General features: G+C 64.0%; 25 protein-coding genes. 22 read left to right on the forward strand and 3 right to left on the reverse strand.

The window, feature by feature from the left end:
* Positions 1 to 79 precede the first annotated feature (79 nt).
* From J3481_RS00140 to J3481_RS00165, 6 genes are all read left to right on the forward strand, one after another.
* The gene (locus J3481_RS00140; RefSeq protein WP_206830404.1) at positions 80 to 283 is read left to right on the forward strand and encodes a hypothetical protein; all 204 of its coding nucleotides are present in this window, start codon (positions 80 to 82) and stop codon (positions 281 to 283) included.
* 99 nt (positions 284 to 382) lie between these two features.
* Positions 383 to 838 (forward strand): cyclic-di-AMP-binding protein CbpB, encoded by a 456-nt coding sequence (gene cbpB / locus J3481_RS00145; RefSeq protein ID WP_206830405.1) that lies wholly within the window; start codon positions 383 to 385, stop codon positions 836 to 838.
* Between the two features lie 12 nt (positions 839 to 850).
* On the forward strand, positions 851 to 1,552 hold the full coding sequence (locus J3481_RS00150; RefSeq protein WP_206830406.1) for a biosynthetic peptidoglycan transglycosylase: 702 nt from the start codon (positions 851 to 853) through the stop codon (positions 1,550 to 1,552).
* Positions 1,553 to 1,564: 12 nt separating this feature from the next.
* Complete coding sequence (locus J3481_RS00155) at positions 1,565 to 1,801, forward strand: biotin/lipoyl-containing protein (RefSeq protein WP_206830407.1); 237 nt, start codon at positions 1,565 to 1,567, stop codon at positions 1,799 to 1,801.
* Positions 1,802 to 2,212: 411 nt separating this feature from the next.
* Positions 2,213 to 3,049, forward strand: a complete 837-nt coding sequence (locus tag J3481_RS00160; RefSeq protein ID WP_206830408.1) for an ATP-binding protein — start codon at positions 2,213 to 2,215, stop codon at positions 3,047 to 3,049.
* A gap of 12 nt (positions 3,050 to 3,061) precedes the next feature.
* Positions 3,062 to 4,903, forward strand: coding sequence for a vWA domain-containing protein (locus tag J3481_RS00165; RefSeq protein ID WP_206830409.1), 1,842 nt, complete (start codon positions 3,062 to 3,064; stop codon positions 4,901 to 4,903).
* Here J3481_RS00165 and J3481_RS00170 read toward each other — a convergent pair.
* Positions 4,896 to 5,957, reverse strand: coding sequence for a lytic transglycosylase domain-containing protein (locus J3481_RS00170; RefSeq protein ID WP_206830410.1), 1,062 nt, complete (start codon positions 5,955 to 5,957; stop codon positions 4,896 to 4,898). The genes J3481_RS00165 and J3481_RS00170 overlap by 8 nt on opposite strands.
* Positions 5,958 to 6,035: 78 nt before the next feature.
* Positions 6,036 to 6,239 (reverse strand): hypothetical protein, encoded by a 204-nt coding sequence (locus tag J3481_RS00175; protein ID WP_206830411.1) that lies wholly within the window; start codon positions 6,237 to 6,239, stop codon positions 6,036 to 6,038.
* A gap of 239 nt (positions 6,240 to 6,478) precedes the next feature.
* Between J3481_RS00175 and J3481_RS00180 the strand changes: the two genes are divergently transcribed.
* The 16 genes from J3481_RS00180 to J3481_RS00255 all read left to right on the forward strand — a co-directional run bounded on the left by J3481_RS00180 (position 6,479) and on the right by J3481_RS00255 (position 22,340).
* Positions 6,479 to 7,495, forward strand: a complete 1,017-nt coding sequence (locus J3481_RS00180) for an RluA family pseudouridine synthase (RefSeq protein ID WP_236010917.1) — start codon at positions 6,479 to 6,481, stop codon at positions 7,493 to 7,495.
* Between the two features lie 27 nt (positions 7,496 to 7,522).
* Positions 7,523 to 8,593: a M42 family metallopeptidase gene (locus J3481_RS00185; RefSeq protein ID WP_328702021.1), complete on the forward strand. Its 1,071-nt coding sequence runs from the start codon at positions 7,523 to 7,525 to the stop codon at positions 8,591 to 8,593.
* Entirely contained in the window at positions 8,584 to 9,624 is a 1,041-nt protein-coding gene (locus J3481_RS00190) for a M42 family metallopeptidase (RefSeq protein ID WP_206830413.1), read from the forward strand. Before J3481_RS00185 ends, J3481_RS00190 begins: the two co-directional genes overlap by 10 nt.
* Positions 9,621 to 10,604 (forward strand): zinc-binding metallopeptidase family protein, encoded by a 984-nt coding sequence (locus tag J3481_RS00195; RefSeq protein WP_206830414.1) that lies wholly within the window; start codon positions 9,621 to 9,623, stop codon positions 10,602 to 10,604. Before J3481_RS00190 ends, J3481_RS00195 begins: the two co-directional genes overlap by 4 nt.
* A gap of 99 nt (positions 10,605 to 10,703) precedes the next feature.
* Positions 10,704 to 11,861: a chorismate synthase gene (aroC, locus tag J3481_RS00200; RefSeq protein ID WP_328702022.1), complete on the forward strand. Its 1,158-nt coding sequence runs from the start codon at positions 10,704 to 10,706 to the stop codon at positions 11,859 to 11,861.
* Positions 11,858 to 12,949, forward strand: coding sequence for a 3-dehydroquinate synthase (gene aroB / locus J3481_RS00205; protein WP_206830415.1), 1,092 nt, complete (start codon positions 11,858 to 11,860; stop codon positions 12,947 to 12,949). Before aroC ends, aroB begins: the two co-directional genes overlap by 4 nt.
* A complete protein-coding gene (gene aroH / locus J3481_RS00210) occupies positions 12,946 to 13,314 on the forward strand; it encodes a chorismate mutase (RefSeq protein ID WP_206830416.1) in 369 nt (122 codons plus the stop codon). Before aroB ends, aroH begins: the two co-directional genes overlap by 4 nt.
* 152 nt (positions 13,315 to 13,466) lie before the next feature.
* Complete coding sequence (gene trpD / locus J3481_RS00215; protein WP_206830417.1) at positions 13,467 to 14,516, forward strand: anthranilate phosphoribosyltransferase; 1,050 nt, start codon at positions 13,467 to 13,469, stop codon at positions 14,514 to 14,516.
* Positions 14,513 to 15,316 carry an indole-3-glycerol phosphate synthase TrpC gene (trpC, locus tag J3481_RS00220; RefSeq protein WP_206830418.1) on the forward strand — a complete coding sequence of 268 codons (804 nt, stop codon included), beginning with the start codon at positions 14,513 to 14,515 and terminating at the stop codon, positions 15,314 to 15,316. Before trpD ends, trpC begins: the two co-directional genes overlap by 4 nt.
* Positions 15,313 to 16,014, forward strand: coding sequence for a phosphoribosylanthranilate isomerase (locus tag J3481_RS00225; protein ID WP_206830419.1), 702 nt, complete (start codon positions 15,313 to 15,315; stop codon positions 16,012 to 16,014). Before trpC ends, J3481_RS00225 begins: the two co-directional genes overlap by 4 nt.
* A complete protein-coding gene (gene trpB, locus J3481_RS00230; RefSeq protein WP_206830420.1) occupies positions 15,992 to 17,206 on the forward strand; it encodes a tryptophan synthase subunit beta in 1,215 nt (404 codons plus the stop codon). Before J3481_RS00225 ends, trpB begins: the two co-directional genes overlap by 23 nt.
* Positions 17,190 to 17,993 carry a tryptophan synthase subunit alpha gene (gene trpA, locus J3481_RS00235; protein WP_206830421.1) on the forward strand — a complete coding sequence of 268 codons (804 nt, stop codon included), beginning with the start codon at positions 17,190 to 17,192 and terminating at the stop codon, positions 17,991 to 17,993. Before trpB ends, trpA begins: the two co-directional genes overlap by 17 nt.
* Positions 17,994 to 18,083: 90 nt before the next feature.
* Positions 18,084 to 19,115, forward strand: a complete 1,032-nt coding sequence (gene aroF / locus J3481_RS00240; RefSeq protein ID WP_206830422.1) for a 3-deoxy-7-phosphoheptulonate synthase — start codon at positions 18,084 to 18,086, stop codon at positions 19,113 to 19,115.
* A 29-nt stretch (positions 19,116 to 19,144) separates the two neighbouring features.
* Positions 19,145 to 19,969: a prephenate dehydrogenase gene (locus tag J3481_RS00245; RefSeq protein WP_236010918.1), complete on the forward strand. Its 825-nt coding sequence runs from the start codon at positions 19,145 to 19,147 to the stop codon at positions 19,967 to 19,969.
* Between the two features lie 265 nt (positions 19,970 to 20,234).
* Positions 20,235 to 21,632, forward strand: a complete 1,398-nt coding sequence (locus J3481_RS00250; protein WP_206830424.1) for a hypothetical protein — start codon at positions 20,235 to 20,237, stop codon at positions 21,630 to 21,632.
* Positions 21,633 to 21,767: 135 nt separating this feature from the next.
* Complete coding sequence (locus J3481_RS00255; protein ID WP_206830425.1) at positions 21,768 to 22,340, forward strand: YpiB family protein; 573 nt, start codon at positions 21,768 to 21,770, stop codon at positions 22,338 to 22,340.
* A gap of 35 nt (positions 22,341 to 22,375) precedes the next feature.
* On the opposite strand, the gene J3481_RS00260 is transcribed toward J3481_RS00255, so the two are convergent.
* The gene (locus tag J3481_RS00260; RefSeq protein WP_206830426.1) at positions 22,376 to 23,254 is read right to left on the reverse strand and encodes a YitT family protein; all 879 of its coding nucleotides are present in this window, start codon (positions 23,252 to 23,254) and stop codon (positions 22,376 to 22,378) included.
* Between the last annotated feature and the right edge of the window lies 1 nt (position 23,255).

Consider the following 23,255-nt stretch of genomic DNA (forward strand, 5'->3'; position numbering starts at 1 on the left):
CGACGTCCTTGCAGTCGAATAACGTCGCCTTTGCGTGGTCACGCTACACGTGGGAGTCCATGCGAAGGGGGCGAGAGCCATGGCGGACGAACGCCGCCACACGCCTGTGTCGGACGGAAACCAGGCGCACGGGAGCGAGGTCTACCTGGATTCGGTGTTCGACGGGATCGACCGGCTGCAACAGGACGGGGGCGTCGCACCCGAGATCGCGCATGAACGGCCGGACCCTACGGTCGTGCCGCCGCCCGACATGACGAATCGCCGCGTGGGACCCGAGTCGTGATGGGGAAGCGGCGTCGCCGTATCGGCGGCGTCCGCGTTCTGGTAAAATACGAGGCGAACACCGACAGGCGCAGCCTGTGCTTCAGGGAGACGTTCGTCTATGTCTATGGAGACTATGCAGTCTTTGACATTGCAGGACGAGGACATTGCTCGCCTCATCATCGACGCGGACGATGTGGCTTGCGTTCATCCGCAGCACAGCGCCGAGCATGCGCTGTTGGTCCTGATCAAATCCGGCTATTCGGCCATTCCCGTCGTCTCGAGCGACGGTCGCGTGGTGGGCATCATCAGCAAGACGCTCATCCTCGACCGGATCTTGGGGCTGGAACGCATCGAGTTCGAGGCGCTCGCGAGCTTTACGGTTCAGGACGTGATGCGCACGGACTTTCAACGCATCGGCCGATGGGAACCTTTTTTGCGCGCCCTGCAGCTGAGCATCGACGCGCCGTTTTTGTGCGTGGAAGACGAGCAGGGCAAGTTCGTGGGATTGCTCACGCGCCATGGCATTCTCGCCTACCTCAACGGGGTGATACGCAAGGGACGAAAGCGACCCTGAGGCGGTGAGCGATTGAGACGCGGTTGGATTCGGGCGCTGCTCCTCCTGGCAGCGCTGTGGCTGGGGCAAGACCTGTACTTTCACACGGTCGATCTCGTCGCGGCGCGCGTGAGGCAGGCGGCCGCGGTGCGCATGCGCGACGAGCGCGTGCATCCCGTCCGGTACGACCAGATTCCGGCGGTGTTTCGCGAGGCCATCATCGCCACGGAGGATCGGCGCTTCTGGTCGGATCCGGGTGTCGATCCGGTGGGCATCGCCCGAAGTATCGTGGTGGATGTGGAGCGCGACGGCTACGTCGAGGGCGGGTCCACGCTGACCCAGCAGCTCGTGGACAACACCCTTCTCAGCAAAGAGAAGACCCTGCGGCGCAAGCTGCTGCAAGCCTGGTATGCCGTGGGTCTGTACGACACTATGTCCAAACGGGAGATCTTCACGCTGTACGCGAATGTCGTGTATTTTGGCCACGGCGCGTACGGGCTGTATAATGCGTGTGAGACGTATTTTGGCAAGCCGCCTTGGGCGTGCAACGCGGGTGAACTCACGCTTGTCGCCGGACTGCCCAATGCTCCGTCCGCCTATGATCCGCTGGTCCATTACGACCTGGCGCGATCGAGGCAAAAGGTGGTCCTGGAGAATTTGGTGGACGATGGGCAACTGACGGCGACACAGGCGATGGCCATTTGGCAGGAGCCGATTCAACTTCGGGCGGATTGAAGGAGGATACCGATGAGGGAGATACGCCTGCCCCAACTGGGGGACAGTGTCACCAAAGCGGTCGTCACATCCTGGCTGAAGGCCGAGGGCGATCGCGTCGAGAAGGACGAACCGCTGCTGGAAGTGACGACGGATAAGGTGACGGTGGAAGTGCCCTCTGAAGTGAGCGGCGTGCTGAAAGAGATCGTCGCAAAGGAGGGCGATCACGTCCGGATGGACGACGTCCTTTGCCGGATCGATGAGGGCTGATTTCACTCGCGCCGGCGCGGGTTCGCGAAGTAGACGATGAGGACGGCGGCAACAAAAGCCACAATGAACCATGCGATGAAAACCATGTCGCATCCCCCAGCTCAGGTCGAGGTGTGTTGCACATAGCCTTGCTCGCTGGGGAGGTTTTCATGCGCGTCCGCGCGACGGGAAGCGGGCCGCCCGGTGGGGCGGCCTTTCCGCGTACTCAGCAGGTTGCGGCGGCACCGTACGCGGGCACCAACAGGAAGAACAGCACGAAGATGATCAGAAACACGACGGCCCATTGCGTGTAGCTACCAAACACGCCGTACATATCAGCCACCTCCTCTTTGCGGTTCTGGCATATCCTACGCCGATCCAGATCCGCGCGCCAAGGACACGCGCCCGAATTCAGGAAGGAGCGATGGACGCATGAATGTGGACGACGGGCAGGAGACGGCAGTCCTGCGACGAACCCCGCCGCGCTTCATCACCGACCGCCCCCATCTGTTGGAAGACGCCGAGGCCGCTCTTCGGCTCGGCAAGCATCTCTTGTTTCGAGGCCCGACCGGGAGCGGCAAGACACGCCTCGCCGAAACGCTGGCCGAGCGCCTCGGCCTCGAGATGGAATCCGTCAACTGCTCGGTCGATCTCGACCTGGAAGCCCTGTTGGGTTACCGCACCCTGGGGCTTTCGGAAGGCCGAACGGTGGTGGAGTATGTGGAGGGTCCCGTCGTTCGGGCGATGCGGCGCGGCCGCATGCTGTACGTCGACGAACTGAACGTCGCGAGGCCCGAAGTCTTGCCCATTCTTCACGGGGCGCTCGACCATCGGCGGCAGCTGACCAATCCTCTGACGGCCGAAGTCGTCACCGCACACCCGAATTTTTGCGTGATCGCGGCCATCAACGAAGGTTACGCGGGTACCTCGCCGCTCAACGAAGCGCTGCTGAACCGATTCGTCGTGTTCGACGTTTCCTACGTTCAAGGCGATGCGCTGGCCCAACTCATTCGCGAGGCAACCGCGCTTTCCGATAGCTCCCAAATCGAGCGTTTTGTCCGATTTTCGGCCGATTTGGTCCGAGCCAGTCAGGTGGGGGAACTGCCCGCAGAAGTCGCCTCCATTCGGGCGCTTCTCGACGCGTGCGATCTGTCGAGTCACATGCCGTCCTTGCGCGCGATTCGCTACGCGGTGGCCAACAAAGCCAGCGATCCGCGAGAGCAGGATCTCGTGATGGAGCTCGCATCGGGTTATTTTTCAAATCTCTAGGGAGGCGCGCGCATGTTTCGGTTCACGAGCGCGTACGAGGATGAGCCTGCGCTCTCCCTCTACACGGGGCTCGCCCGCGTGCTGTGGGGGAATGAACGGGCGTTTTGCAGGTATGGAGGCCTGTCGAGCCTGGATGCGGCGGCGTTGGTCATTGAGTTGCCCGATGTGTACCGCACGATGGAGCGAGGTGCGCGAGCGACCCTGGAGCGCGCTGAGGTCTATCTTCGCGCTGGCGGCAGCGCGCGCATGACCGACTTTGCCGCGTTGGAGCGCGCTCGCGGAGAGGTCCAGGCTTGTGGAGCGCCGCGGCTCGGCTGGCAATGGTTGTTGACCGCCGAGGATGCGCGTCTGATGGTTCACCTCTCTCGTGAACGCCCCCGCCTTGCGCCTCTTTTTGCGAGGCGCATGGCCTTTCATCGGCGCCGCGTCCGGCGTCAAGCGGCATGGCGAGCCGGGCGCAGCGGCCAGACGGCCTCGGCGGAGCGCGTCTATTTGGAGCTCCTGGACGATCTCCAGGCGCTGTTCCGACAACCGGACCGTGGGGTTCTCACAAGCGATACCGAGCTTGCCGTCTCATGGGCCGCGGAGCGTTTGCTCGAGGCCATCGCAAAGGGCCCTACGGACGATTTGAACGAGACGTGGTTCGATCTCCGCTGGCGCCCATCTGCGGACGGCGTGCCTGGAGGCGCCTCTGACCTCTCCTCCCGGTCTCGAAGCGCGTTTTGCGGCCGCGAGGAGACCGAGAAGGCGACAGGACAGCGTGTGGACCTCTGGACTCGCCCTCATGACGGCGCGCGCGGCGCTCCGCTTGAAGGGCCTGCCAACGCCGGGGCGCGCGCTGCTGCGCGCGCCCATACGGGACGCCTCGCGGAAGATCTCGTGGATGACGTCGGGCGCACCGTTTTGTCGCGCGCGGCGGGTGCACCTCGCCGCAGGCAGGTTCGAGCCGAGGATGAGGGGCATCTCGAAGTGCGGGACCCATCGACACCGGAAGCGCCTGCGGCGGGCGGACATGTCGTGCGGGAGCGGGGATGGATGCCGCCGCCATCAGAGGCCGAGGACTGGCTTCGATCGGTGAGGCTGCGGCAGGTCCAGGACCGCCGCCGCCTTCTCGCCATCATGTCCAAGTATTTGGAGCGGCGCCGCGCCTGGCGAGGGACCTTGTCCCGTCACGGCCGCACCCTGAAGCGTGTCGAGCGGGTGGCGTTTGACACGTACCCAAGGGTGCTCGGAAAGAAGGACAGCCCGCGCGGATACGACGCGATGGTACAGATCCTGGTGGACGTGTCTGGATCGATGGAACCGTATCTTCCGGCTTGTCGTGAGGCGGTCGTGCTCGTGGGCGATGTCCTTCGAACGCTCGGGGTCTCCTTTGCTGTGACGGCGTACTGGGAAGACGACGCGCCGACGGGCCGGGGCGGCACCGAAACCATCCTCTGGGACGTCGTGCCCTATACCCACTCGCGCGATCCCGCCGCGATGGCCGCGCTGTTTGCACTGAGGCCCGAACTCGACAATCGCGATGGCGCCGCCATCCGACACGTCGCGAAGCGCCTCGAGCGCGCGTCGGAGGCGTCGAAGTGGATCCTCGTGGTCAGCGACGCGCGGCCCGCGGCCGAAGGATACGAGGGAGGCTACGAAGATACGCGCCGGGCGGTCGCCGAAGCCCGGGCTCGAGGGATTCAGGTGATGCATCTCATCGTCGCGGGCGACCCGGACGCGGCGCTGGCAGACGCTGTGCGGTACCTTTACGGGCACGCTTTCGCGATCGCGCGATCGCCCAAGGACGTGTCGACCGCCATGGAACGAGCGCTCAAGCGCGTCTTGCGCGGCCTCGCCGGGGATGTCACGTGACCGCCAGGTGAAGGACGTCTTTCACATAGGTCGCCGAGTGGTTGTAGGTCCAGATGGCGTAATACGGGTCTAGGCTGAATCCTTCCTGGTGCAACATGTGAGCCGCCGAGTAAATGGCGTCCTCCACGTTATGAATGTCGGCGGTCCTGTGGCCTGGGGCCGGGACGCCGAAGATGGCGAACGTCGACGGAAGGAACTGCATCGGGCCGATGGCGCCTGCGTAAGACTCGATATCTCCGTCTGTGCTGAAATCCGTCTCGACTTTGTGGATGGCGGCAAGCACGGTCCATGGGATGTCATACTTTGCACCGGCGGCCTTGTAGACCGGAATGAGCCAGGCAGGCGCTTCACGAAGCAGCACGCTCTGCGCCTGCGATCCGCCGAAGGCGCGCGAGGGTTCAATCACGAGCCTTTCGCCAGGATAAATGGCCGAGGTGCGCAGGTGGTTTGCGCTGCGGATGGCGGATACGGGCACGCCAAAGATGTTCGAGATCTCCCAAAGCGAGTCCCCCGGTTGAACGGTGTAGGTGAGGTTCGGCACGCAGGACGGGGAACTCGCTTCCGGCGACTTCGGCAGCGCGATCGGGCGGTGGCATTGCGCAGGCAGCCGCAGGATCTGCCCGACGTGAAGCAACGTCGAACGAAGCCGATTGAGGCGCACAAGTTCAGCCACCGTCGTGTGGTGGGTTTCAGCGATGGTCCAAAGGCACTCTCCCGCGCGAACGCGCACGAGCGTCGCATGAGCGGAGCTTGTCCGGGGCGCGCTCGGCGTGTGGCGCACCGCCTCGTGCGCCGCGGTGACGATCACGGCGTGGCTGATCCATTTCACGTTCAGCCACTGGCTGTCGGCTTTGCCCTCCGTTTCGGGGCGCGATGTCCATCCAAGGCTCCACGAGGCGAACCGGACGGTCTCGCGCAGGGGCGCCGGGCGCGCATCCGCCACGGGCGCCATCGTGGCGGGCGCGCGCGTGGTTCGGTCGCTGGTCCAAAGTCCCAGGGCAAGGAGGAACGCGAGGGCGCCAGCCAGCCAGGTGTGCCAACGACGGCAGATCATCCACATCTCCCCTTTTGACTTAGCCTCGCGGCCTGTTTATGGAGAGATGTACGCGCCCTGGGGGACAAGTATGACAAGCTAGTCGGATCGATGGCTCCATTCCACGGCTTCGAGCAGCAACCCCGCGAACTGCTCGGCGTCCAGCGGGCAGAATTCCATGTGCACATCCTGGTCCGGTCCGACGATTTGAATGATATAATCGCACCCGTGAGTGCAGGGCGAGGAATGCCAGGCCGCGGACTCGCGGCCGACCACACGGTAGGTATAGGGCAGGGTGGACATGCGCAAAGCACCTCTTTTTCGGGCCAAGGGACCCATCATCGTTATCGCCTGTTCTCGACCGGCGCAAACGTCGCATACGCTTCGCCCGCGCCGCGGAAGTTAAAATGAGGTGAATGCGATGCGCACCCTGAACAAACTGCTGTATGCGGCGGTGCTCGGCGGTCTCGTCGCCATCGGTGTGGCGTACCTGTACTTCGCTGTACGCCATCTCGGGCTCTGACTGTAGGGGGTGGGAACGGTTGTTGGAGGAATACGTGGTGCCGAGCGATCTCGCGGGCCGGCGCCTGTCGGCGGTTTTGAGCGGCAGGCTGGGCATGTCCCGCAGAATGCTCCGGCGCATCATTCAGGCGGGGGGCTTTTATCTCAACGGTGAGCCGGTGTACCTCTCCGTGATCGTGCAGGACGGCGATCGCGTCACATGGGAACGGCCCGAGGAGGAGGTGGCGGTGGATCCCGAGGCCATCCCCCTCGAGATCTGCTACGAAGACGACGACGTCATCGTGGTCAACAAGCCGGCTGGGATGTTGACCCATCCTTCTCCGCACGAGCGACGCGGTTCACTGCTATCGGCTGCCGCGCATTATCTTCGCGATCGCGGCGGTGTGCCTCACGCCGTCCACCGGCTGGATAAGTACACCTCGGGCGCGGTGCTCATTGCAAAACACGCCCACGCGCACCATCAGCTGGATCGCGCCCTCCGCCAAGGCCTTGTGGATCGGCGCTACGTGGCGATTGTGTACGCGCCCGAGGGATGCGAGCCGGGGCGCTGGCTGACCTTCGTGGACGGCCTGGCGCCGAACCCTCACCGCCCTTCGCGCCGGATCGTCGTGCCGCCGGAGCGCGGCGATCGCGCGGTGACCCACGCCCTGCCGCTCTGCCAGGCCGGGCCGCTCGCGCTGGTGGCCCTCGTGCTCGAAACGGGACGGACGCATCAGATCCGGGCGCAGATGGCCTTCCACGGCATGCCCCTTGTCGGCGATCGCGACTACACCTATGCCCTCGCCAACCGACGCGATCCGCTGGGGCAGGCCCAGTTCTACGAAAAGGCGTTTGGCCGCCAGGCCCTTCACGCTTACGCGCTCTCGTGGCCGCGCGTGGTGGACAGGGCCATGTGCACCGTTCGCGCAAGGGTGCCGGACGACATGCGCGAGCTCTGGCAGACCGTGTCCGGGAAGGACGACATCGAAGATTGGTGCGACGAGGCCCAGGGCGCGGAGCCGCCGGACGATCCCATGCATCGGCTCGCAGACGTGTGACAAGGCGCCCTGTTCGGCCATGAGGAGGTGTTCGGGTTGTCGAAGTACGCGGGCGTATTCAAACAGTTGCTTGAGGCGCATGGCGGCCCTGGCTTTGAGGAGGACGTACGCAACCTGATTCTTCCCCACCTATCGGAATACGCAAGTGAGATCTGGAGCGACGCGGTGGGCAACCTCATCGGTCTCATCCCCGGGAACGGCGAAGGTCGGCGCCCCCGCGTGCTCGTATCTGCGCACATCGATGAGATCGCGCTGGTCGTGACGCGCATCGAATCCGGTGGATTTTTGCGACTCGCGCAGGCCGGGGGATTCGATCCGCGAACACTCGTCGGACAAGAGGTCGTCGTCCACACCGAGGGCGGCCGCCTCTTCGGGGTCATCGGCGCGAAACCGCCACATCTCACCCCTGCCGCGGAGCGGTCGAAGGCCGCAAAATTGGAAGATCTCTATGTCGATCTCGCACTCCCGGAGGACGAGGTGCGCGCTCGCGTGCGCGTGGGCGATCGCGTCACGCTGCGGCGATCTCCGCTTGAGCTCTTGAACGGCCGGATCGCGGGCAAGTCCGTTGACAACCGGGCGAGCGCGGCGGTGCTGTTGGAGGCGCTGGCCTTGCTGAAGGGCATGGTTCATGAGGCGGATCTCTACGCCGTGTTCACGGTGCAGGAGGAGGTTGGCCTGCGCGGCGCCAGGACCGCCGGTTTTGGCCTTGTGCCCGACATCGCCATCGCCGTCGACGTGACGTTCGGCGCGTTTCCGGGACAGGCGCCCGACGAGTCGTTTCCGCTCGAGGGGGGTGTCGCCATTTCGTTCGGCCCGAATCTGCACCGCCGGGTGTTCCGCCGGCTCGTCGATTGCGCCGAGCGGCACCGCATCCCGTACCAGATCGAACTGTCCCAGAGGCCGGTCGGCGCGGACGCGAACGCGTTTCAGATCGCCGGGCCCGGGCTGGCGGCGGCGCTCATCGGCCCGCCCATTCGGTACATGCACACGTCGGTCGAAACGGTGGCGTACGACGACATTTGGCAGTGCGCGCGCCTTCTCGCCCACTACGTGGCGGAGGTCGACGCGGCCCAGGTGGAGGAATTGACATGTTATTGAAGGAGTTGACGGAGGCGTTTGGCCCGACGGGCTTTGAAGACGAGATACGCGCCGTGGTTCGCCGTGAACTGGACGCCATGGGTCTCTCCGTGCGAACGGACGTGCTCGGCAACGTCATCGCGTCGACCGGAGAACATCACCCTGGACCGCGCGTGATGCTCGACGCCCATATGGACGAGGTGGGCCTCATGGTCACGCATATTGGCGAGGGGCGCGACGAAGCGGGGCTTCTCCGGTTCCGTCCGCTCGGCGGCGTGGATCCTCGCGTCCTTGTGTCCAAGCCGGTGTACGTGGGTGAGCGGCGCCTTCCCGGCGTCATCGGGGCCAAACCGGTTCATCTCCAGGAGCCTGGCGAGCGCGAGAAGCCCATTCCGCTGGAGAAACTTTACATCGATATTGGTGCGCGCGACGCGGACGACGCGCGGCGCCATGTGAAGCCCGGGGATCCGGTCGTGTTTGCGACCGCGTACGAAGAGCTTCCCCGCCGAATGGCAAAGGCGAAGTCGTTTGACGATCGCGTCGGCTGCTACATTCTGCTGGAGGCGATACGCCGGTGGAAGACGCCCCTGCCGGTCTTTGCCGCGTTCACGGTGCAAGAAGAAATTGGCCTGCGCGGGGCGCATGCAGCGGCGTATCAGATTCAGCCCGACATCGCCATCGCGCTCGAAGGCACGGTGGCTCACGACGTCGTGGACACGCCGTCTCATGGTCAGTCGACGGTGGTCGGGCGCGGGCCGGCCATCACCGTGCAGGACGGACAAACCGTGGCAGACAGGCGGTTCGCCGAATTCCTGTGGGAAACGGCCAAGGCCCGAAACATCCCCGTGCAATGGCGCCGGGTGAAGGGCGGAACGAACGACTTTGGCGCCATCCATCGCGTCGGCAAAGGGGTGGTGGGCGGGGCCATTTCCGTACCCGTGCGCTACATCCACGCGCCGACACAGCTCGTGTCCCTGGACGACGTTCAACACGCCATCGATCTCGTGATCGCGGTGCTTGACGAGATCGCAAAGGGAGGATTTCGCCCATGAACGACTGGGTGATGCGGTTGATGGACTGGGTGGCTCCGAGCGGGAGCGAGGCGCCCGTGGTGCAGGCGCTCCTCGACGAAGTCCGGCCAGCGGCCGACGAGGTCTTTGTGGACGCGCTTGGCAACGGGATTGCCCGCAAGCGCGGTGAAGGGCCGCACCTGATGCTGGCGGCGCATGTCGACGAACCGGGGCTCATGGTCATCGATGTCGATGATCGCGGGTATCTTCGCGTCGTCTCTGTCGGGGAGGTGCATGCGCGCGAATGTGTCGGGCGTCAGATCCTCTTCACCAACGGAATCGCTGGCGTCGTGCACGCTGACCTGTCGCAACAGGGTGAACTCGGCGTCGATGCCCTCATCATTGACGTCGGGGCGCGTTCGCGCGAGGAGGCGGAGCGCATGGTGCCCATCGGCACCGCGGGCGCCATCGCCCTGCCGCCCTTCTCGTGGGACGGCAAGGTCCTGACGGGCCGAGCGCTTGACAACCGGTTGGGGTGCGCCGTGGCTGCGCGGGCCTTCCGTGCGCTCGCCGATCGGGGGTTGAACACGAGCGTCGCGTTCACGGCGCAGAACGCCGTCGGGGCGAGGGCGGCCCAAGCTGCGGCGTTTCAGTTGGAGCCGCGATATGCCATCGTGATCGACGGCGTGACGGCGGATGACGTCTTGAAGGATCGCCCCGTCGTCGCTTTGGGTCGAGGGCCGGTGTTGACGGTGATGGACCGGGCGACGGTCGTGCCGCTCGAGGCCAAGCGGGCGGTGGAGCAGGCGGCGGAGCGGTTGGGCCTTTCGCTTCAGTACGAGGTGTCCCGTGAGGCATTGGGCGACACGGGCGCCATTCAACTCTCAAGGGCGGGATGTGTGGCCGTGGGGCTCGGGTATCCCGTCCGCCGAGCGGGTGCGTTTGCCATGACTGCCGACGTGTCGGACGCCGAGGCGCTCTTCCAGCTTGTGCTGGCGGCCGCTGAAGCGCTCATGGCGTGACGCGGGGCGGGCGCGACGCCCGCCCCGAATATGCTATACTACCCGTAATTCGCAGAGACGAACGCTTATGGGAGAGAGCAGGAAGTGGAGGGGCAGCCTTTGTTGCGCTATTTGTCCGCAGGAGAATCGCACGGGCCGGCGCTCACCGTGGTGATCGACGGCTTTCCGAGCAACGTCGCCATCGACAAAGCGAAAATTGACGAACAATTGCGACGTCGTCAGCAGGGGTACGGCCGAGGCTATCGCCAGCAGATCGAATCGGACGAAGTGCAGGTGACGAGCGGCATCCGTTTCGGCAAGACGCTTGGCACGCCCATCACCCTCGTCGTCCAGAATCGGGACTACAAAAACTGGACGGCCAAGATGGCCCCGTTCGGAGAAAAGCCCGAGGATCTCAGGGAGATTTACCGCCCGCGGCCCGGTCACGCGGACCTCGCCGGCGCCATCAAGTACGATCACGAGGATATCCGCAATGTGCTCGAGCGGGCCAGTGCGCGCAACACGGCGACGCTCGTTGCGGCCGGCGCGTTGGCGCGGCAGCTCTTGGAGCACTTTGGCATTCATGTCACCGCGCACGTGGTGGAATTGTGCGACGTCAAGGCCACGCAGTTCCCCGACACCCTCGAGGAGCTCGAGGCGCGCGCGAACGCGTCCCCCGTCCGCTGCGCGGATGCGGCGGCGGCCGAGCGGATGATGGCGCGCATCGATGAAGCCAAGGCCGCAGGCGACACGGTCGGCGGCATTTTTGAGGTGATCGTGCGGGGATGCCCCATCGGCCTCGGCAGCTACGCCCAGCCGGATCGCAAGCTCGACGGAAGGCTTGCGGCCGCTCTGATGAGCATCCAGGCCATCAAGGGCGTGGAAATCGGGCTGGGATTCGAGGCGGCGCGCCGCATGGGGTCGAAGGTGCACGATCCCATCCTGTACGACGGCACGCGCTACGTTCGTTCCCACAACGGCGCGGGCGGTCTCGAGGGCGGCGTCACGAACGGCGAAGACCTTGTGATTCGGGCGGCCATGAAGCCCATCAGCACGCTGTACCATCCGCTTCCGAGCGTGAACATGAAAACGAAGGAGCCGGAACCAGCGGCCATCGAACGATCCGACATTTGCGCCCTTCCGGCGGCTTCCGTCGTCGGCGAAAACGTCGTGGCCTGGGTGGTGGCTCAGGCGTTCCTGGAGAAATTCGGCGGAGATTCCCTGGAGCAGATTGAGGACGCGTTTCGGGCTTACCAGGTGCGGGTGAGCCAACGATGATCCGGATGGAGGTCCAGAGTGCACAGGGCGCCTATCCGGTCCTCGTAGGCGCTCGTGTCCGGCGGTCGTTGCCCGACCTTGCGAAGGAACTGGGCCTCGCCGACCGAAAGATCGCGATCATCACAGACCAAACGGTGGAACAGACCCCTTTTATGCGCGACGTGGCCGACGTGGCCCGGGCCATAGGGCGCGAGATGTTTGTGCTCGCGTTTCCGGCGGGCGACGCGCACAAGAACCTGGATACGGCTGTGAAGTTGTACCAGGGGTTGTTGCGCGGCGGATTCCGCAGGGGTGACGTGATTCTGGCGGTCGGCGGCGGTGTGGTGGGAGATCTCGCTGGCTTTGTGGCGGCGACCTATATGCGTGGAGTCCCGTATCTGCAGGTGCCGACGACGTTGCTCGCGCACGACAGCGCCGTCGGGGGCAAGGTGGGCGTCAATCTCAAGGAGGGCAAAAACCTGGTCGGCGCCTTTTACCCGCCTCGCGCCGTCCTGTTTGACGTCGAGGCGCTTCAGACGCTCGATGAGCGCCAATGGCGCAACGGAATGGCCGAGGTCATCAAGCATGCCATCATCGCGGACCCAGGTCTGTTTGAGCAACTGGAAACCCGTCCCGTCACGAGCCTCGGCGATCCGGCGGATTTCGCGAACATCCTCGCGCGCGCCATTCGCGTGAAGATCCATGTCGTCAGCCGAGACGAGCGCGAGGCGGGACTTCGGCAGGTGTTGAATGTCGGACACACGGTCGGGCATGCGGTGGAGCAGCATTCGGCGTATGCTCTCGGGCACGGCGAAGCCGTCTCCATTGGCCTCGCGGTCGAATGCGCGATAGCCGTGGGGCGAGGGCTCTTGTCCGCAACTGACGCGGCGCGCATCACGAGCTTGCTGGAGCGGCACGGACTGCCCGTTCGGCCGCCCTATCCCGACGTGGACGCGGTGCTGAAACTCATGGAGGTCGACAAAAAGCACACGCACGAGGGATGGACCTTCGCGCTTCCCGCGGGCGTCGGCAAGGTGGAAATCTGCCGGGTTCATCCGGAAGAGGTCAGGAAGGCCTATGAAGCGGTGAGGGAGGGACACCGTCCATGAAGGTTCGGGGACTTCGCGGAGCCACGACGGTGGCCCGCAACGACCGAGAGGAGATTCTGAAGGCGACGCGCGAGTTGATGGAAGAGATTGTGCGCGCCAACGACATCGACGTCGATGACGTGGCGAGCGTCATTCTGACGATGACGCCCGATCTGAACGCGGCTTTCCCGGCGTTCGCCGTCCGGCAACTTCCGGGTTGGCAATGGGTTCCCTTGATGTGCGCCACGGAGATCGACGTGCCTGGCGCGCTGCCGCGAAGCATCCGCGTGCTCGTGCATCTGAACACGGACAAGCGGCAGGATGAACTCGTGCACGTGTACCTGGGCGAAGCGGTCCAGCTCCGCCCCGACATCGCAACACGCTGAACGCGCGCACTGTGCCCAACTTTCGCGCGCTTGGTTGACGAAAGAGAGGCAGGCGGCTAACATAGTCATAACAGCTCTGTGGACGTCAGTCGAGCTGAGTTGAGGTTGAGGAGCGCGCCGAAAATCGGCGCTGAGGTGAGAGGAGTCGAGTCATGCAGGACGTGGTACGGGATACCCTTGGCGCTGTCGTGTCAGGTAAAATATTGGATGAAACGACAGCCGAAGCATTTCTTAGCGCATGGATGGATGGGCGTGTGTCGCCCGTCCAGGCGGCGGCCTTGGTGGCCGTCATGGCCTATCGCGGCGAGCGCTCGTCGGAAATTGCGGGTTTTGCGCGAGCGATGCGCACCCACGCGGTGCGACTGCAAGCGCCGGAAGGCACACTGGATACATGTGGAACGGGTGGCGATGGCAGAGACACGTTCAACATCTCGACGGCCGTCGCGTTCGTCGCCGCCGCGGCTGGGATTCCCGTGGCCAAGCACGGGAATCGCGCGGCCTCGAGCAGGAGCGGAAGCGCCGACGTGTTGCAGGCGCTGGGGGCCGTGATCGATTTGCCGGTGTCCGCCTCGGAGGTCCTGCTTCGGGAGATTGGCCTCTGCTTCTTGTTTGCCCAAGTCTATCACCCCGCCATGAAGGTTGCGGCCCAAGTGCGAAAAGAGCTTGGGTTCCGGACCATTTTCAACATTCTCGGCCCCTTGACCAACCCCGCCGGAGCGAAGCGCCAAGTGCTGGGCGTCTTTCACGAGGATCTCGTGCCCATCGTGGGCGATGCACTGGTGAGCCTCGGATCAGAACACGCGCTCGTGGTGCACGGCGCAGGAGGGCTTGACGAGTTGTCGCTTGCCGGCCCTTCGCTTGTCGCCGAAGTGAAGGAAGGCACCGTGTGCACGTATCGCCTTTCGCCTGAGGACGTCGGGCTGAAGCCGGCGCCCATCGAAGCGGTGCGCGGCGGATCGCCCGAGGAGAACGCGGCCATCGTGCGACGCATTCTATCGGGAGAAGAGCGCGGGCCGAAGCGAGATATCGTGCTGTTGAACGCGGGTGCGGCGTTGTACGTGGGAGGCAAGGCCGCATCCGTCCGCGAGGGCGTGGCGTTGGCGGAGGCGCTCTTGGATGATGGCCGCGCGGCGGACGTGTTGGACGCGTTTATCCAAGGTTCGCGCAGGCTCGCGAGCGTGGAGGAGGCGGTGAGCCCGTGACCACCATCTTGGATCGCATTCTCGAGACCAAGCGCAGGGAAGTGGAGGCGCTCAAGGCGCGGGTTCAGAACGACGGGCCGTTTCCACAGCGTACCGCGCCGTTCCGCTCTCTCGCAGAGCGCCTTCGGCAAGGGAACTGTCTCGGCGTGATCGCAGAGATCAAGCGGAAGAGCCCGTCGAAGGGCGTGTTTCAGGCGGACGTAGATCCCGCGGAGCGCGCCAAAGTGTATGAACAGGGCGGGGCCTCCGCCGTATCCGTGCTGACGGATCAAACCTACTTTCATGGCAGCCTGGACGATCTGCGAGCGGCGCGCGCGGCGGTCGGCATTCCCGTTCTGCGGAAGGATTTCGTGATCGACGAAATTCAGGTGGACGAAGCGGTGTCGGCCGGAGCGGACGTGATTTTGCTGATTGCCGCCGCCATGCCGGCCGACCGGCTGGTGGAGCTTTCTCAATACGCGAGATCGCGAGGGCTGGAGGTCTTGCTCGAAGTGCACGGGGAGCACGAGGTGGAGGCCGCTGTGGCCGCAGAGCCCACGCTCGTTGGGATCAACAACCGGGATCTCCGGACGTTTGAGGTGGATCTTCGCACGTCCGAACGCGTTCTTCGGCGGCTGCCTGAAGGCGTGATGGCCATCGCGGAAAGTGGCATCATGGGACGAGAGGACGCGGTGCGCATGGCGGCTGCAGGCGCAAGGGGCATTCTGGTGGGCGAGCTTTTGATGCGCCACGCGGATCTCGCCTCTGTCCGGGCTCAGTTGTCCGAGCTTTGCGTTCCGCTCGAGGCGGTGGCGAAGTGAGACGCGCGCCGCATTTGAAGATCTGCGGCCTCCAGCCGGGTGATGACCTGTCGTTTTTGCGCCATCCGATCGTGACACACCTGGGGGTCGTCCTGGTGCCGGCCTCGAGGCGTTATGTGCCTCCGGACAGCGCGCGGCGACTCATCGAGTCGGCAAAGCGCATCCGGCCGGATGTGGTCGCCGTCGCGGTGGTGTCCGGCGGATCGCCGGATGATGTGTTTGCGGCCGTCAAGCGATCCGGCGTCGACGCCGTCCAGCTTCACGGGGGCGAACCGCAGGAGTTCGCGGAGAGGCTTCGAGCCGAAGGATTTCAGATCTGGCGGGCCGTGGCGTTTGACCCGGGCGAGGATCCGTCGGCTTTTCTCGAAGAAGTGCGGAGGCGCGCGTCGGGGGCTGACGCTGTGCTTTTTGACGCGAAGCCTCCCGTGGATGCGGCGCCAGGCGTCACAGGAGGGCACGGAAGGCGGTTCGATTGGGATCGGCTGGCCGAGATCGCGTCGATGCCGCTCGATTTCAATTGGTGGGTGGCGGGAGGAATTGCGCCGGAAAACGTTCAGGACCTCCTCCGGCGCGTGCAGCCCTTCGGAATTGACGTGTCGTCGGGCGTGGAGGTCGGCGGTCGCAAGGATGTCCGCCGCATTGAACAGTTGATCCAGGCGATGGAGGCGTGGGGCCATGAGTCACTATCCCTATCCTGACGAAACCGGCCGATACGGCGCATTTGGCGGGCGTTACGTGCCCGAGACGCTCATGTCGGCCCTGCTCCAGTTGGAGCAAGACTACCTGCGCCTCTCGCGCGACGAAGCGTTTCAGGCAGAGCTCAAGTACTATCTCGAGCAGTACGCGGGCCGGCCAACGCCGCTCTATTACGCGGAGCGCCTCACCAAGCATCTCGGCGGGCCGAAGATCTACCTGAAGCGCGAAGATCTGAATCACACGGGCGCCCACAAGATCAACAACGCGATTGGCCAGGCGCTTCTCGCTCTTCGAACGGGCAAGCGGCGCGTGATCGCGGAGACAGGCGCGGGCCAGCACGGGGTCGCGACGGCGACGGTGGCCGCGCGGTTCGGGCTGGAGTGCACCGTCTTCATGGGCGAAGAGGACATGCGCAGGCAGGCCCTCAACGTCTTTCGCATGCGGATGCTTGGCGCCGAAGTCGTGGCGGCGACGTCGGGAACGCGCACCCTGAAGGACGCCACCAACGAAGCGATTCGCCACTGGGTGGCGCACGTCGACGACACGCATTACATTATCGGTTCGGTCGTCGGCCCCCATCCCTATCCCATGATCGTGCGCGACTTCCAGCGCGTGATCGGCGACGAGGCGAAGGCGCAGATTCTGGCGCAGGAGGGCAGGCTTCCGACGAGCGTCGTGGCATGCGTCGGCGGCGGAAGCAACGCCATGGGGATCTTCTATCCCTTCATCGAAGACGAGGAGGTCGAACTCGTCGGTTGTGAAGCGGCGGGTCACGGGCTTCATACGCCCTACCACGCCGCGACCATCGCGCGCGGCCGCCCAGGTGTGTTGCACGGAGCGAAGACGATGCTGTTGCAGGACGAGTACGGCCAGGTTCAACCCGCGCATTCCATCTCGGCCGGGCTCGACTATCCGGGCATCGGCCCGGAACACGCCCATCTGGCCGAGACGGGCCGGGCCAGGTACGTACCGGTGACGGACGAGGAGGCGCTCGAGGCGTTTTTCCTGCTCTCGAAGCTCGAGGGAATTATCCCGGCGCTCGAAAGCGCCCACGCCATTGCGTACGTGATGCGGGAGGCCCGTCGATACCGCGCGGATGATATCATCGTGGTCTGCTTGTCCGGCCGCGGCGACAAGGACGTCGAGCAAGTGGCGGCCCGAGAGGGGGAGACGGCGCATGGATCGCATTCGTGAGGCGTTTGCAGCGGGCCACAAGCTGCTCATTCCTTTTGTCGTCGCGGGCGATCCCGACTACGCGCGTTCCCTCGAAATCGCGCGCGCCATCCTGGACGCGGGCGCGGATATGCTGGAGATCGGATTTCCGTACTCCGATCCGCTGGCCGATGGCCCAGTCATTCAAGCGGCGGCGGTACGTAGTTTGAAGCAAGGCACGCGCCTCGTGGACTGCCTTCGCTTGGTGCAGGATATCCGGGCCCGGTCTTCAAAGCCGCTTGTCGCCTTCACCTACGTCAATCCGCTCATCCAATACGGCCCCGAGAGGTTTTTCGCCGAGCTCGCGGCGGCTGGGGGCGACGGCGTGATCGTCCCGGACGTTCCGCTTGAAGAGGCGGCCGAGGTTGCGGCCGCGGCCGAGGCGCACGGGATCCGATTCGTGCCGCTCGTGGCGCCCACGTCGGGCGAGGAGCGGATCCGCGCCATTGTGCGCGAGGCAAGGGGCTTTGTCTATTGCGTCTCGTCGCTCGGAGTCACCGGAGAGCGCCAGGATGTGTCGCGCCAAGCGAGGGCGTTGGTCGATCTCGTCCGCAGGCACACGGATCTTCCGGCGTGCGTCGGGTTCGGCGTGAGCCGTCCGGAGCACGTGCGCGAAATCGCGGCGTTCGCGGACGGCGTGATCGTCGGAAGTGCCTACGTCCGGCGCATTGGCGAGGCCGTCGATGCGGGGCGCGACCCGGTGGCCGCCGTGCGGTCGTTCACCGAGCAACTGAAACAAGCGGCGCTCGAGGCGATCCGCCCGCGTTAAGGGGGATTGTCCTCTCTCGCCGATTGTGATAGACTTTTCAAACCATTTGGATGGTACAAAAAGAAGAACATGCTTGGAGGAGAGAGAAACATGATCGTCGTCATGAAGGAGGGCGCGTCGCAGGCGGAGATCGATCGCGTGATGGAGCTGCTCAAGAGCAAGGGGCTCGGGGCGCACCTGTCCGTCGGTGTGGAGACGACCGTGATCGGCGTCATCGGCGCGAAGGAAAAAGTGCATGAGCTCGGCATCGAGACGCTGCCGGGGGTCGAAAAGCTCGTGACGGTGAGCTATCCGTTCAAACTGGCCAGCCGTCCCTTCCACCCGGACGATACGCAAATCGAAATTCGCGGCCATGTGGTCGGGGGGCCGGAACCGACGCTCATCGCGGGCCCGTGTTCGGTGGAGACGCGCGAAGGGCTTTTGGAGATCGCCCACGCCATCAAGCGGAGCGGGGCGCACATGCTGCGCGGCGGCGCGTTTAAGCCGAGATCGTCGCCGTACTCGTTCCAGGGACTGGGCGAGGAAGGGCTGAAGTACCTCGCTGAGGCGCGCGAGGAGACCGGGCTCGCCATTGTTTCCGAGGTGATGGAACCCGGTCTCGTGCCGCTCGTGGCCGAGTACGTGGACGTATTGCAGATTGGCGCCAGAAACATGCAGAACTTCCCGCTGCTCAAGGCCGTGGGACGGACCGGCAAACCTGTGTTGCTGAAGCGAGGCTTTGCCAACACCATCGAGGAGTGGCTGATGTCGGCGGAGTACATCATGGCCGAAGGAAATCCGAACGTCATCCTATGCGAGCGGGGCATCCGGACGTTCGAAACCTATACGCGCAACACGCTCGACCTAAACGCCGTGCCCGTGGTGAAGCATTTGTCCCATCTTCCGGTGCTCGTGGATCCCTCCCATGGCGTGGGCCACGCGCGCTACGTCACGGACATGGCGAGAGCCGGCATTGCGGCAGGTGCTCATGGCGTGATCGTCGAGGTGCACAAGGATCCAACGCAGGCGTGGTCGGACGGCAACCAGACCATCACGCTCGAGGAATTCGATCAACTGGCGCGTCAGGTGCGGGCGGTGCGAGAGTTGATGAAGACGTTCGAGCCCGCCGCGAGCTTGGTGTGAACGCGGCTATGGCGCTGAGAAGAGTACTGATGGTCGGGGCGGGACTCATCGGCGGGTCGATGGGACTCGCCCTTTCTCGTCGCTTGCCTCACCTGGAAGTGGATGCCGTCGAGGTCGACGACAGCTACCGCGAACAGGCGGCGACGCTGTCGGCGTTTCGTCACGTCTGGCATGCGCTCGAGAGCGCGCCCTCGCATTACGATCTCGCCGTTCTCGCCGTTCCGGTCGAGATCGCCATCCATCTCTTGCCCCGCGTGCGCGCGAAGGCGCCCTGGGTCATGGACGTGTGCAGCGTGAAGCGGCCTGTCGTGCAGGAGATGGACCGCGTGCTGATGGGAGCGCGCGCCATTCCGTCCCACCCCATGGCGGGCAAGGCGCAGGCAGGGCCCCTTGCCGCGGATGAAGCGTTGTTCGAAGGGCGGCCCTGGATCTTTCTCGAAACGCACCGTCCGCCGGCGGAGGTGGAGGAGCTCGTCTCCCGTCTCGGGGCGCGCGTGGTCTGGATGCCGAATGCCGAAGAGCACGATCGCAGAATGGCCGAGGTCAGCCATGGCATCCACCTCGCCAGCCAGTGCGCCGCGCTCGCGGTCGAGATGCAACCTGCCGAGATCGCCGAGATCGCCGGACCCGCCTTTTGGGATGTGACCCGGCTGGCCTCGTCGCCGTCGGACTTCTGGACGCAGACGCTCGCCGCCAATCGCGATCACGTCGTCGACTGGTTGCGGCGCTTCGAATCGGCGGCGAGATCGTTCCGGGCCGCACTGGAGCGCGGCGACTTCTCGGAAGTGCGGATTCTGCTGGAGGAAGCGAAGACAAGGCGGGAAGAAGCGGAACGGGCCAGAAACACGAAGTAATCTGAAAAATCGGAGCAGATGTGGTATTGACAGCGTTTACAGAGCGGTGTATGATTCAAGTCGAAGGGTGTTATGTTCTGATTTCTCTCCACTCCTAGCAGAATCTCCTGTGTTGGGAATTCGCCTTGTGCGAGTTCCTCTTTTTTTTTCACGCGCGACGCAGACCGCGGCGGGGCGTTGAGTCGCGCCATGGAGAACGGTCATCGATGGATGGATTAGGATATCATTGGGCATCCTAGGCGAAAACGGTGCGGAGGGAAGCCGCATGCGCCTGAATGATTGCCTGAACCACGCGTCCGTCCCCACGCTTCAGCGAATTGCGCGGTCGCTTCGCGTCTCGTGCACCTTGTATTCCAAGCTCGACATGCTCCAGTCGATTCTCGAAGCCTGGCTCGACCCGGGCATGCGGCAAGCGATGGTGCGGCAGTGGTGCACCGAGTGGAGCGCCGCCATGCGGCGGGTTGTCCTTCAACCTCGGCACGCGTTCGCGCGCGAGGAAATGGCATCGCTTCTTGCCCCCTATGGAGACGATGCGCTTGATCGCGCGCTTGAGTCCGGCTGGCTTTACGTGCATCCCGATCCGGCGACCAAGTTTCCGCTCATTGTGCCGGAGGAGGTTCACGAAGCCTGTCACGCGTTTTTCGTCCATGACTGGCGAGCGCGTGTTTCCAGGCGCTCGGAGGACCCGCCCTTCGTGCGCGACGAAGAAGACGCGGCACTCGCAGATCTCGCGACGCTCGTCGCGTACGTGCGCGATCACGACGTGAGGCTCACCACGACGGGCGCCATGTACAAACGCAACCTCGAACAGCTCATGCAACTGTTCATGATCGAGGAGTCGCTTGCGCTGCCCCGGTGGAGATTCGGCTACGGAAAGCACAGCTTCGCGTACCCCGACCGGCTCGCGCTGTTGTACGATTTTGCCTGCGATGAAGGAATCCTCGTGGAACAGGATGGACGGGTCGAAGTCGATGATGAGCGATGGTCGGCGTTCGCCTCTCGCCTCACCGTGACGAAATTGCGGCGTCTCTTGCGACATTATATTTCCAGCTATCGGGGGCCCATTCCACGGCTGTCCGACGTACTCAGGCTCATCCACCGCCTGGGCGGAGACTGGATGGATCTCTCGTCGATGTACGAGCTGTGTCTGCCGTTTCTGAACGCCTTCTACTACGACTCGACGGAGGACGTGTGGCAGACAAGGGTAGTGAAAATGCTCGTTCACCTCGGCGTCGCCAGAATTGGTTCGGACTCGCCAGAATCTCCACCCAGGTGGTTTCAAACGACCGAACTCGGTCAAGAATTATTATCACAAGGCGACGCGGAGGCGACCGCGGATCTCATCGAACGCCGGCCGGCGCTCGTGGTGCAGCCCAATTTTGAATTGGTCGTCGTGTCGCCAGACCCACGCGTCGAGGAACGCATCGCTCCATTCGCGGAGAAGATCCCGTCAGACGGCGTTCGCGCGTATCGCGTGTTGGCTCACACCATCGCTCGCGGCGTGCGAGACGGTTACGACTTCGATGCGTGGCGCGCGTTTCTCGCCCGGCATTCGCTGCACGGCATTCCGCAAAACGTCGAGCGGATGATGCTTCGCTGGGTCGAAGAGGCGCGCGGCGGCGCGGACGCCGGAGCGCGTCCGCCGGGAGAGTCGTGGGCCTAGGACCCGCGAAGGGAAAAACACACCGGGTGCAGGAAAAGCGAGCTCATTTACAGAATACAATGAACACACAATTCGAAACTAGCGGATGCTCGCTGGACGCTTCCGAGACCTCGGGAAGCAGGGAGGAGAATGGCTATGGGAACCACCGTGAGCGTCGCTGAGAAAAAGCATTTCCTGCGCTGGTTTCTAGCCAACTACCGATTGCAGAGCCGTGAAGCCGAGATGTTGTTGCGCTACATGATGTCGCGCGAAAGCATCCTCGAGCGCGTTCACTTCGTAGACAATTTCCGCCAATTTTCGCGCGTCATCGTGGTGTCGACCACCTGCGTGCACGTGGCGCCTTTCCGTTACTATCGGCGCAATAAGCCCGTCACCACGGATGTCGAGCAGGCGTTCATGGACTTGTATCAGCACCCGGACGAGGACATCTACGTGGGACTGTTCTTTAAGGACAGAAGCACATGTCCCGAGTTTGCTTCGGTGCTCGAGGAGCCCGCGCGCCCGGACTTGGATCCCGCTATCCGAGAGATGCTGTCTGTGCAGGCGGATCTCGTCATCGAACAGGCGCTCAGGGCCTATCGCCGAGAGCAACTGATGCGGGCGGTCGACGCCGCGCTGGATGCTGGAGACAAGCGCGCGTTTCTGGCGGCGAGTGAGCGGCTCATCCAATTCGATCGCGGCGACTATCCGGAAGATCATCCTGCGTGACGAGCGAGCCGGCGTTGGCTGTGCGGCCGCGAGCCTCACAGCCATTTTTTGCGCCGCTTGCCCGAGGAGCTCGCTTCTCCGTCGAAGGTGAAACCTTCTCCCAGCACCTCATGGACCGGATTGACCGTGACAAACGCGTGCGGGTCGATATTCTCGATGATCCGCTGCACGCGGGAGACCTCGTCTCGCGACACCACGCAATATATGACCTCGCGGTTTGCCCCCGTATAACCGCCGCGCGCCTGGAGAAGTGTCGTGCCGCGATCGAGTTCGCGGTGAATGGCCTCGATGATGGCGTGATGGTGGTCGGAGACAATCATCATCGCTCGTCCGCTCGAAGCTCCCTCAATTACGAAGTCAATCACGCGGCTGGCGACAAACAGCGCGACGAGTGAATACATGGCGGTCTCCTTGCCGATGAGCACCATCACGGACAGGATGACCACGAAATCGATGGCGAACAGGGTCTGTCCCATGCCGATGCCGCGGTGATGCCTGAGCAATCGCGCGATGATGTCGGAGCCTCCCGTCGTGCCGCCTGCACGAAAGATGAGGCCGAGGCCGATTCCGGTGATCACGCCAGCGTATAATGCCGCGAGCAGCGGATCGTGCAGCGGAACGCGGATAGGTTGCGTGAGTTCGCTGAAGGCCGACACGCCCGCCACGCCCGCGGCCGTCTTGAGAACAAACTCGTGTCCGAACTGTCTCCAGGCCACGAGGAGAAGCGGAATATTTAAGATGAAAAAAGATGCGCCGATCGGCACGTGCAGTTTGTACAACATCAGCAGGGAAATGCCCACAAAGCCGCCCTCGGCCAGGTGATTGGCCACCAAAAACCCGTTCAATCCCAAGGCGTAGATCAGGGCGCCGACCACAATGGCGCCCCACTGAATGCTCCGTTCCAAATTCCACATC

The sequence above is a fragment of the Alicyclobacillus fructus genome (assembly GCF_017329605.1).
GTDB lineage: Bacteria > Bacillota > Bacilli > Alicyclobacillales > Alicyclobacillaceae > Alicyclobacillus > Alicyclobacillus fructus.

Coding starts and splice junctions, on each gene's coding strand:
- J3481_RS00160 (WP_206830408.1), top strand. CDS start 2,213: ATGAATGTGGACGACGGGCAGGAGACGGCAGTCCTGCGACGAACCCCG.
- trpB (WP_206830420.1), top strand. CDS start 15,992: ATGAGTCACTATCCCTATCCTGACGAAACCGGCCGATACGGCGCATTT.
- J3481_RS00255 (WP_206830425.1), top strand. CDS start 21,768: ATGGGAACCACCGTGAGCGTCGCTGAGAAAAAGCATTTCCTGCGCTGG.
- J3481_RS00260 (WP_206830426.1), bottom strand. CDS start 23,254: ATGTGGAATTTGGAACGGAGCATTCAGTGGGGCGCCATTGTGGTCGGC.
- J3481_RS00195 (WP_206830414.1), top strand. CDS start 9,621: ATGAACGACTGGGTGATGCGGTTGATGGACTGGGTGGCTCCGAGCGGG.
- cbpB (WP_206830405.1), top strand. CDS start 383: ATGTCTATGGAGACTATGCAGTCTTTGACATTGCAGGACGAGGACATT.
- J3481_RS00155 (WP_206830407.1), top strand. CDS start 1,565: ATGAGGGAGATACGCCTGCCCCAACTGGGGGACAGTGTCACCAAAGCG.
- trpA (WP_206830421.1), top strand. CDS start 17,190: ATGGATCGCATTCGTGAGGCGTTTGCAGCGGGCCACAAGCTGCTCATT.
- aroH (WP_206830416.1), top strand. CDS start 12,946: ATGAAGGTTCGGGGACTTCGCGGAGCCACGACGGTGGCCCGCAACGAC.
- J3481_RS00165 (WP_206830409.1), top strand. CDS start 3,062: ATGTTTCGGTTCACGAGCGCGTACGAGGATGAGCCTGCGCTCTCCCTC.
- J3481_RS00175 (WP_206830411.1), bottom strand. CDS start 6,239: ATGTCCACCCTGCCCTATACCTACCGTGTGGTCGGCCGCGAGTCCGCG.
- J3481_RS00190 (WP_206830413.1), top strand. CDS start 8,584: ATGTTATTGAAGGAGTTGACGGAGGCGTTTGGCCCGACGGGCTTTGAA.
- J3481_RS00140 (WP_206830404.1), top strand. CDS start 80: ATGGCGGACGAACGCCGCCACACGCCTGTGTCGGACGGAAACCAGGCG.
- J3481_RS00170 (WP_206830410.1), bottom strand. CDS start 5,957: ATGATCTGCCGTCGTTGGCACACCTGGCTGGCTGGCGCCCTCGCGTTC.
- J3481_RS00245 (WP_236010918.1), top strand. CDS start 19,145: ATGGTCGGGGCGGGACTCATCGGCGGGTCGATGGGACTCGCCCTTTCT.
- J3481_RS00250 (WP_206830424.1), top strand. CDS start 20,235: ATGCGCCTGAATGATTGCCTGAACCACGCGTCCGTCCCCACGCTTCAG.
- trpD (WP_206830417.1), top strand. CDS start 13,467: ATGCAGGACGTGGTACGGGATACCCTTGGCGCTGTCGTGTCAGGTAAA.
- aroF (WP_206830422.1), top strand. CDS start 18,084: ATGATCGTCGTCATGAAGGAGGGCGCGTCGCAGGCGGAGATCGATCGC.
- aroB (WP_206830415.1), top strand. CDS start 11,858: ATGATCCGGATGGAGGTCCAGAGTGCACAGGGCGCCTATCCGGTCCTC.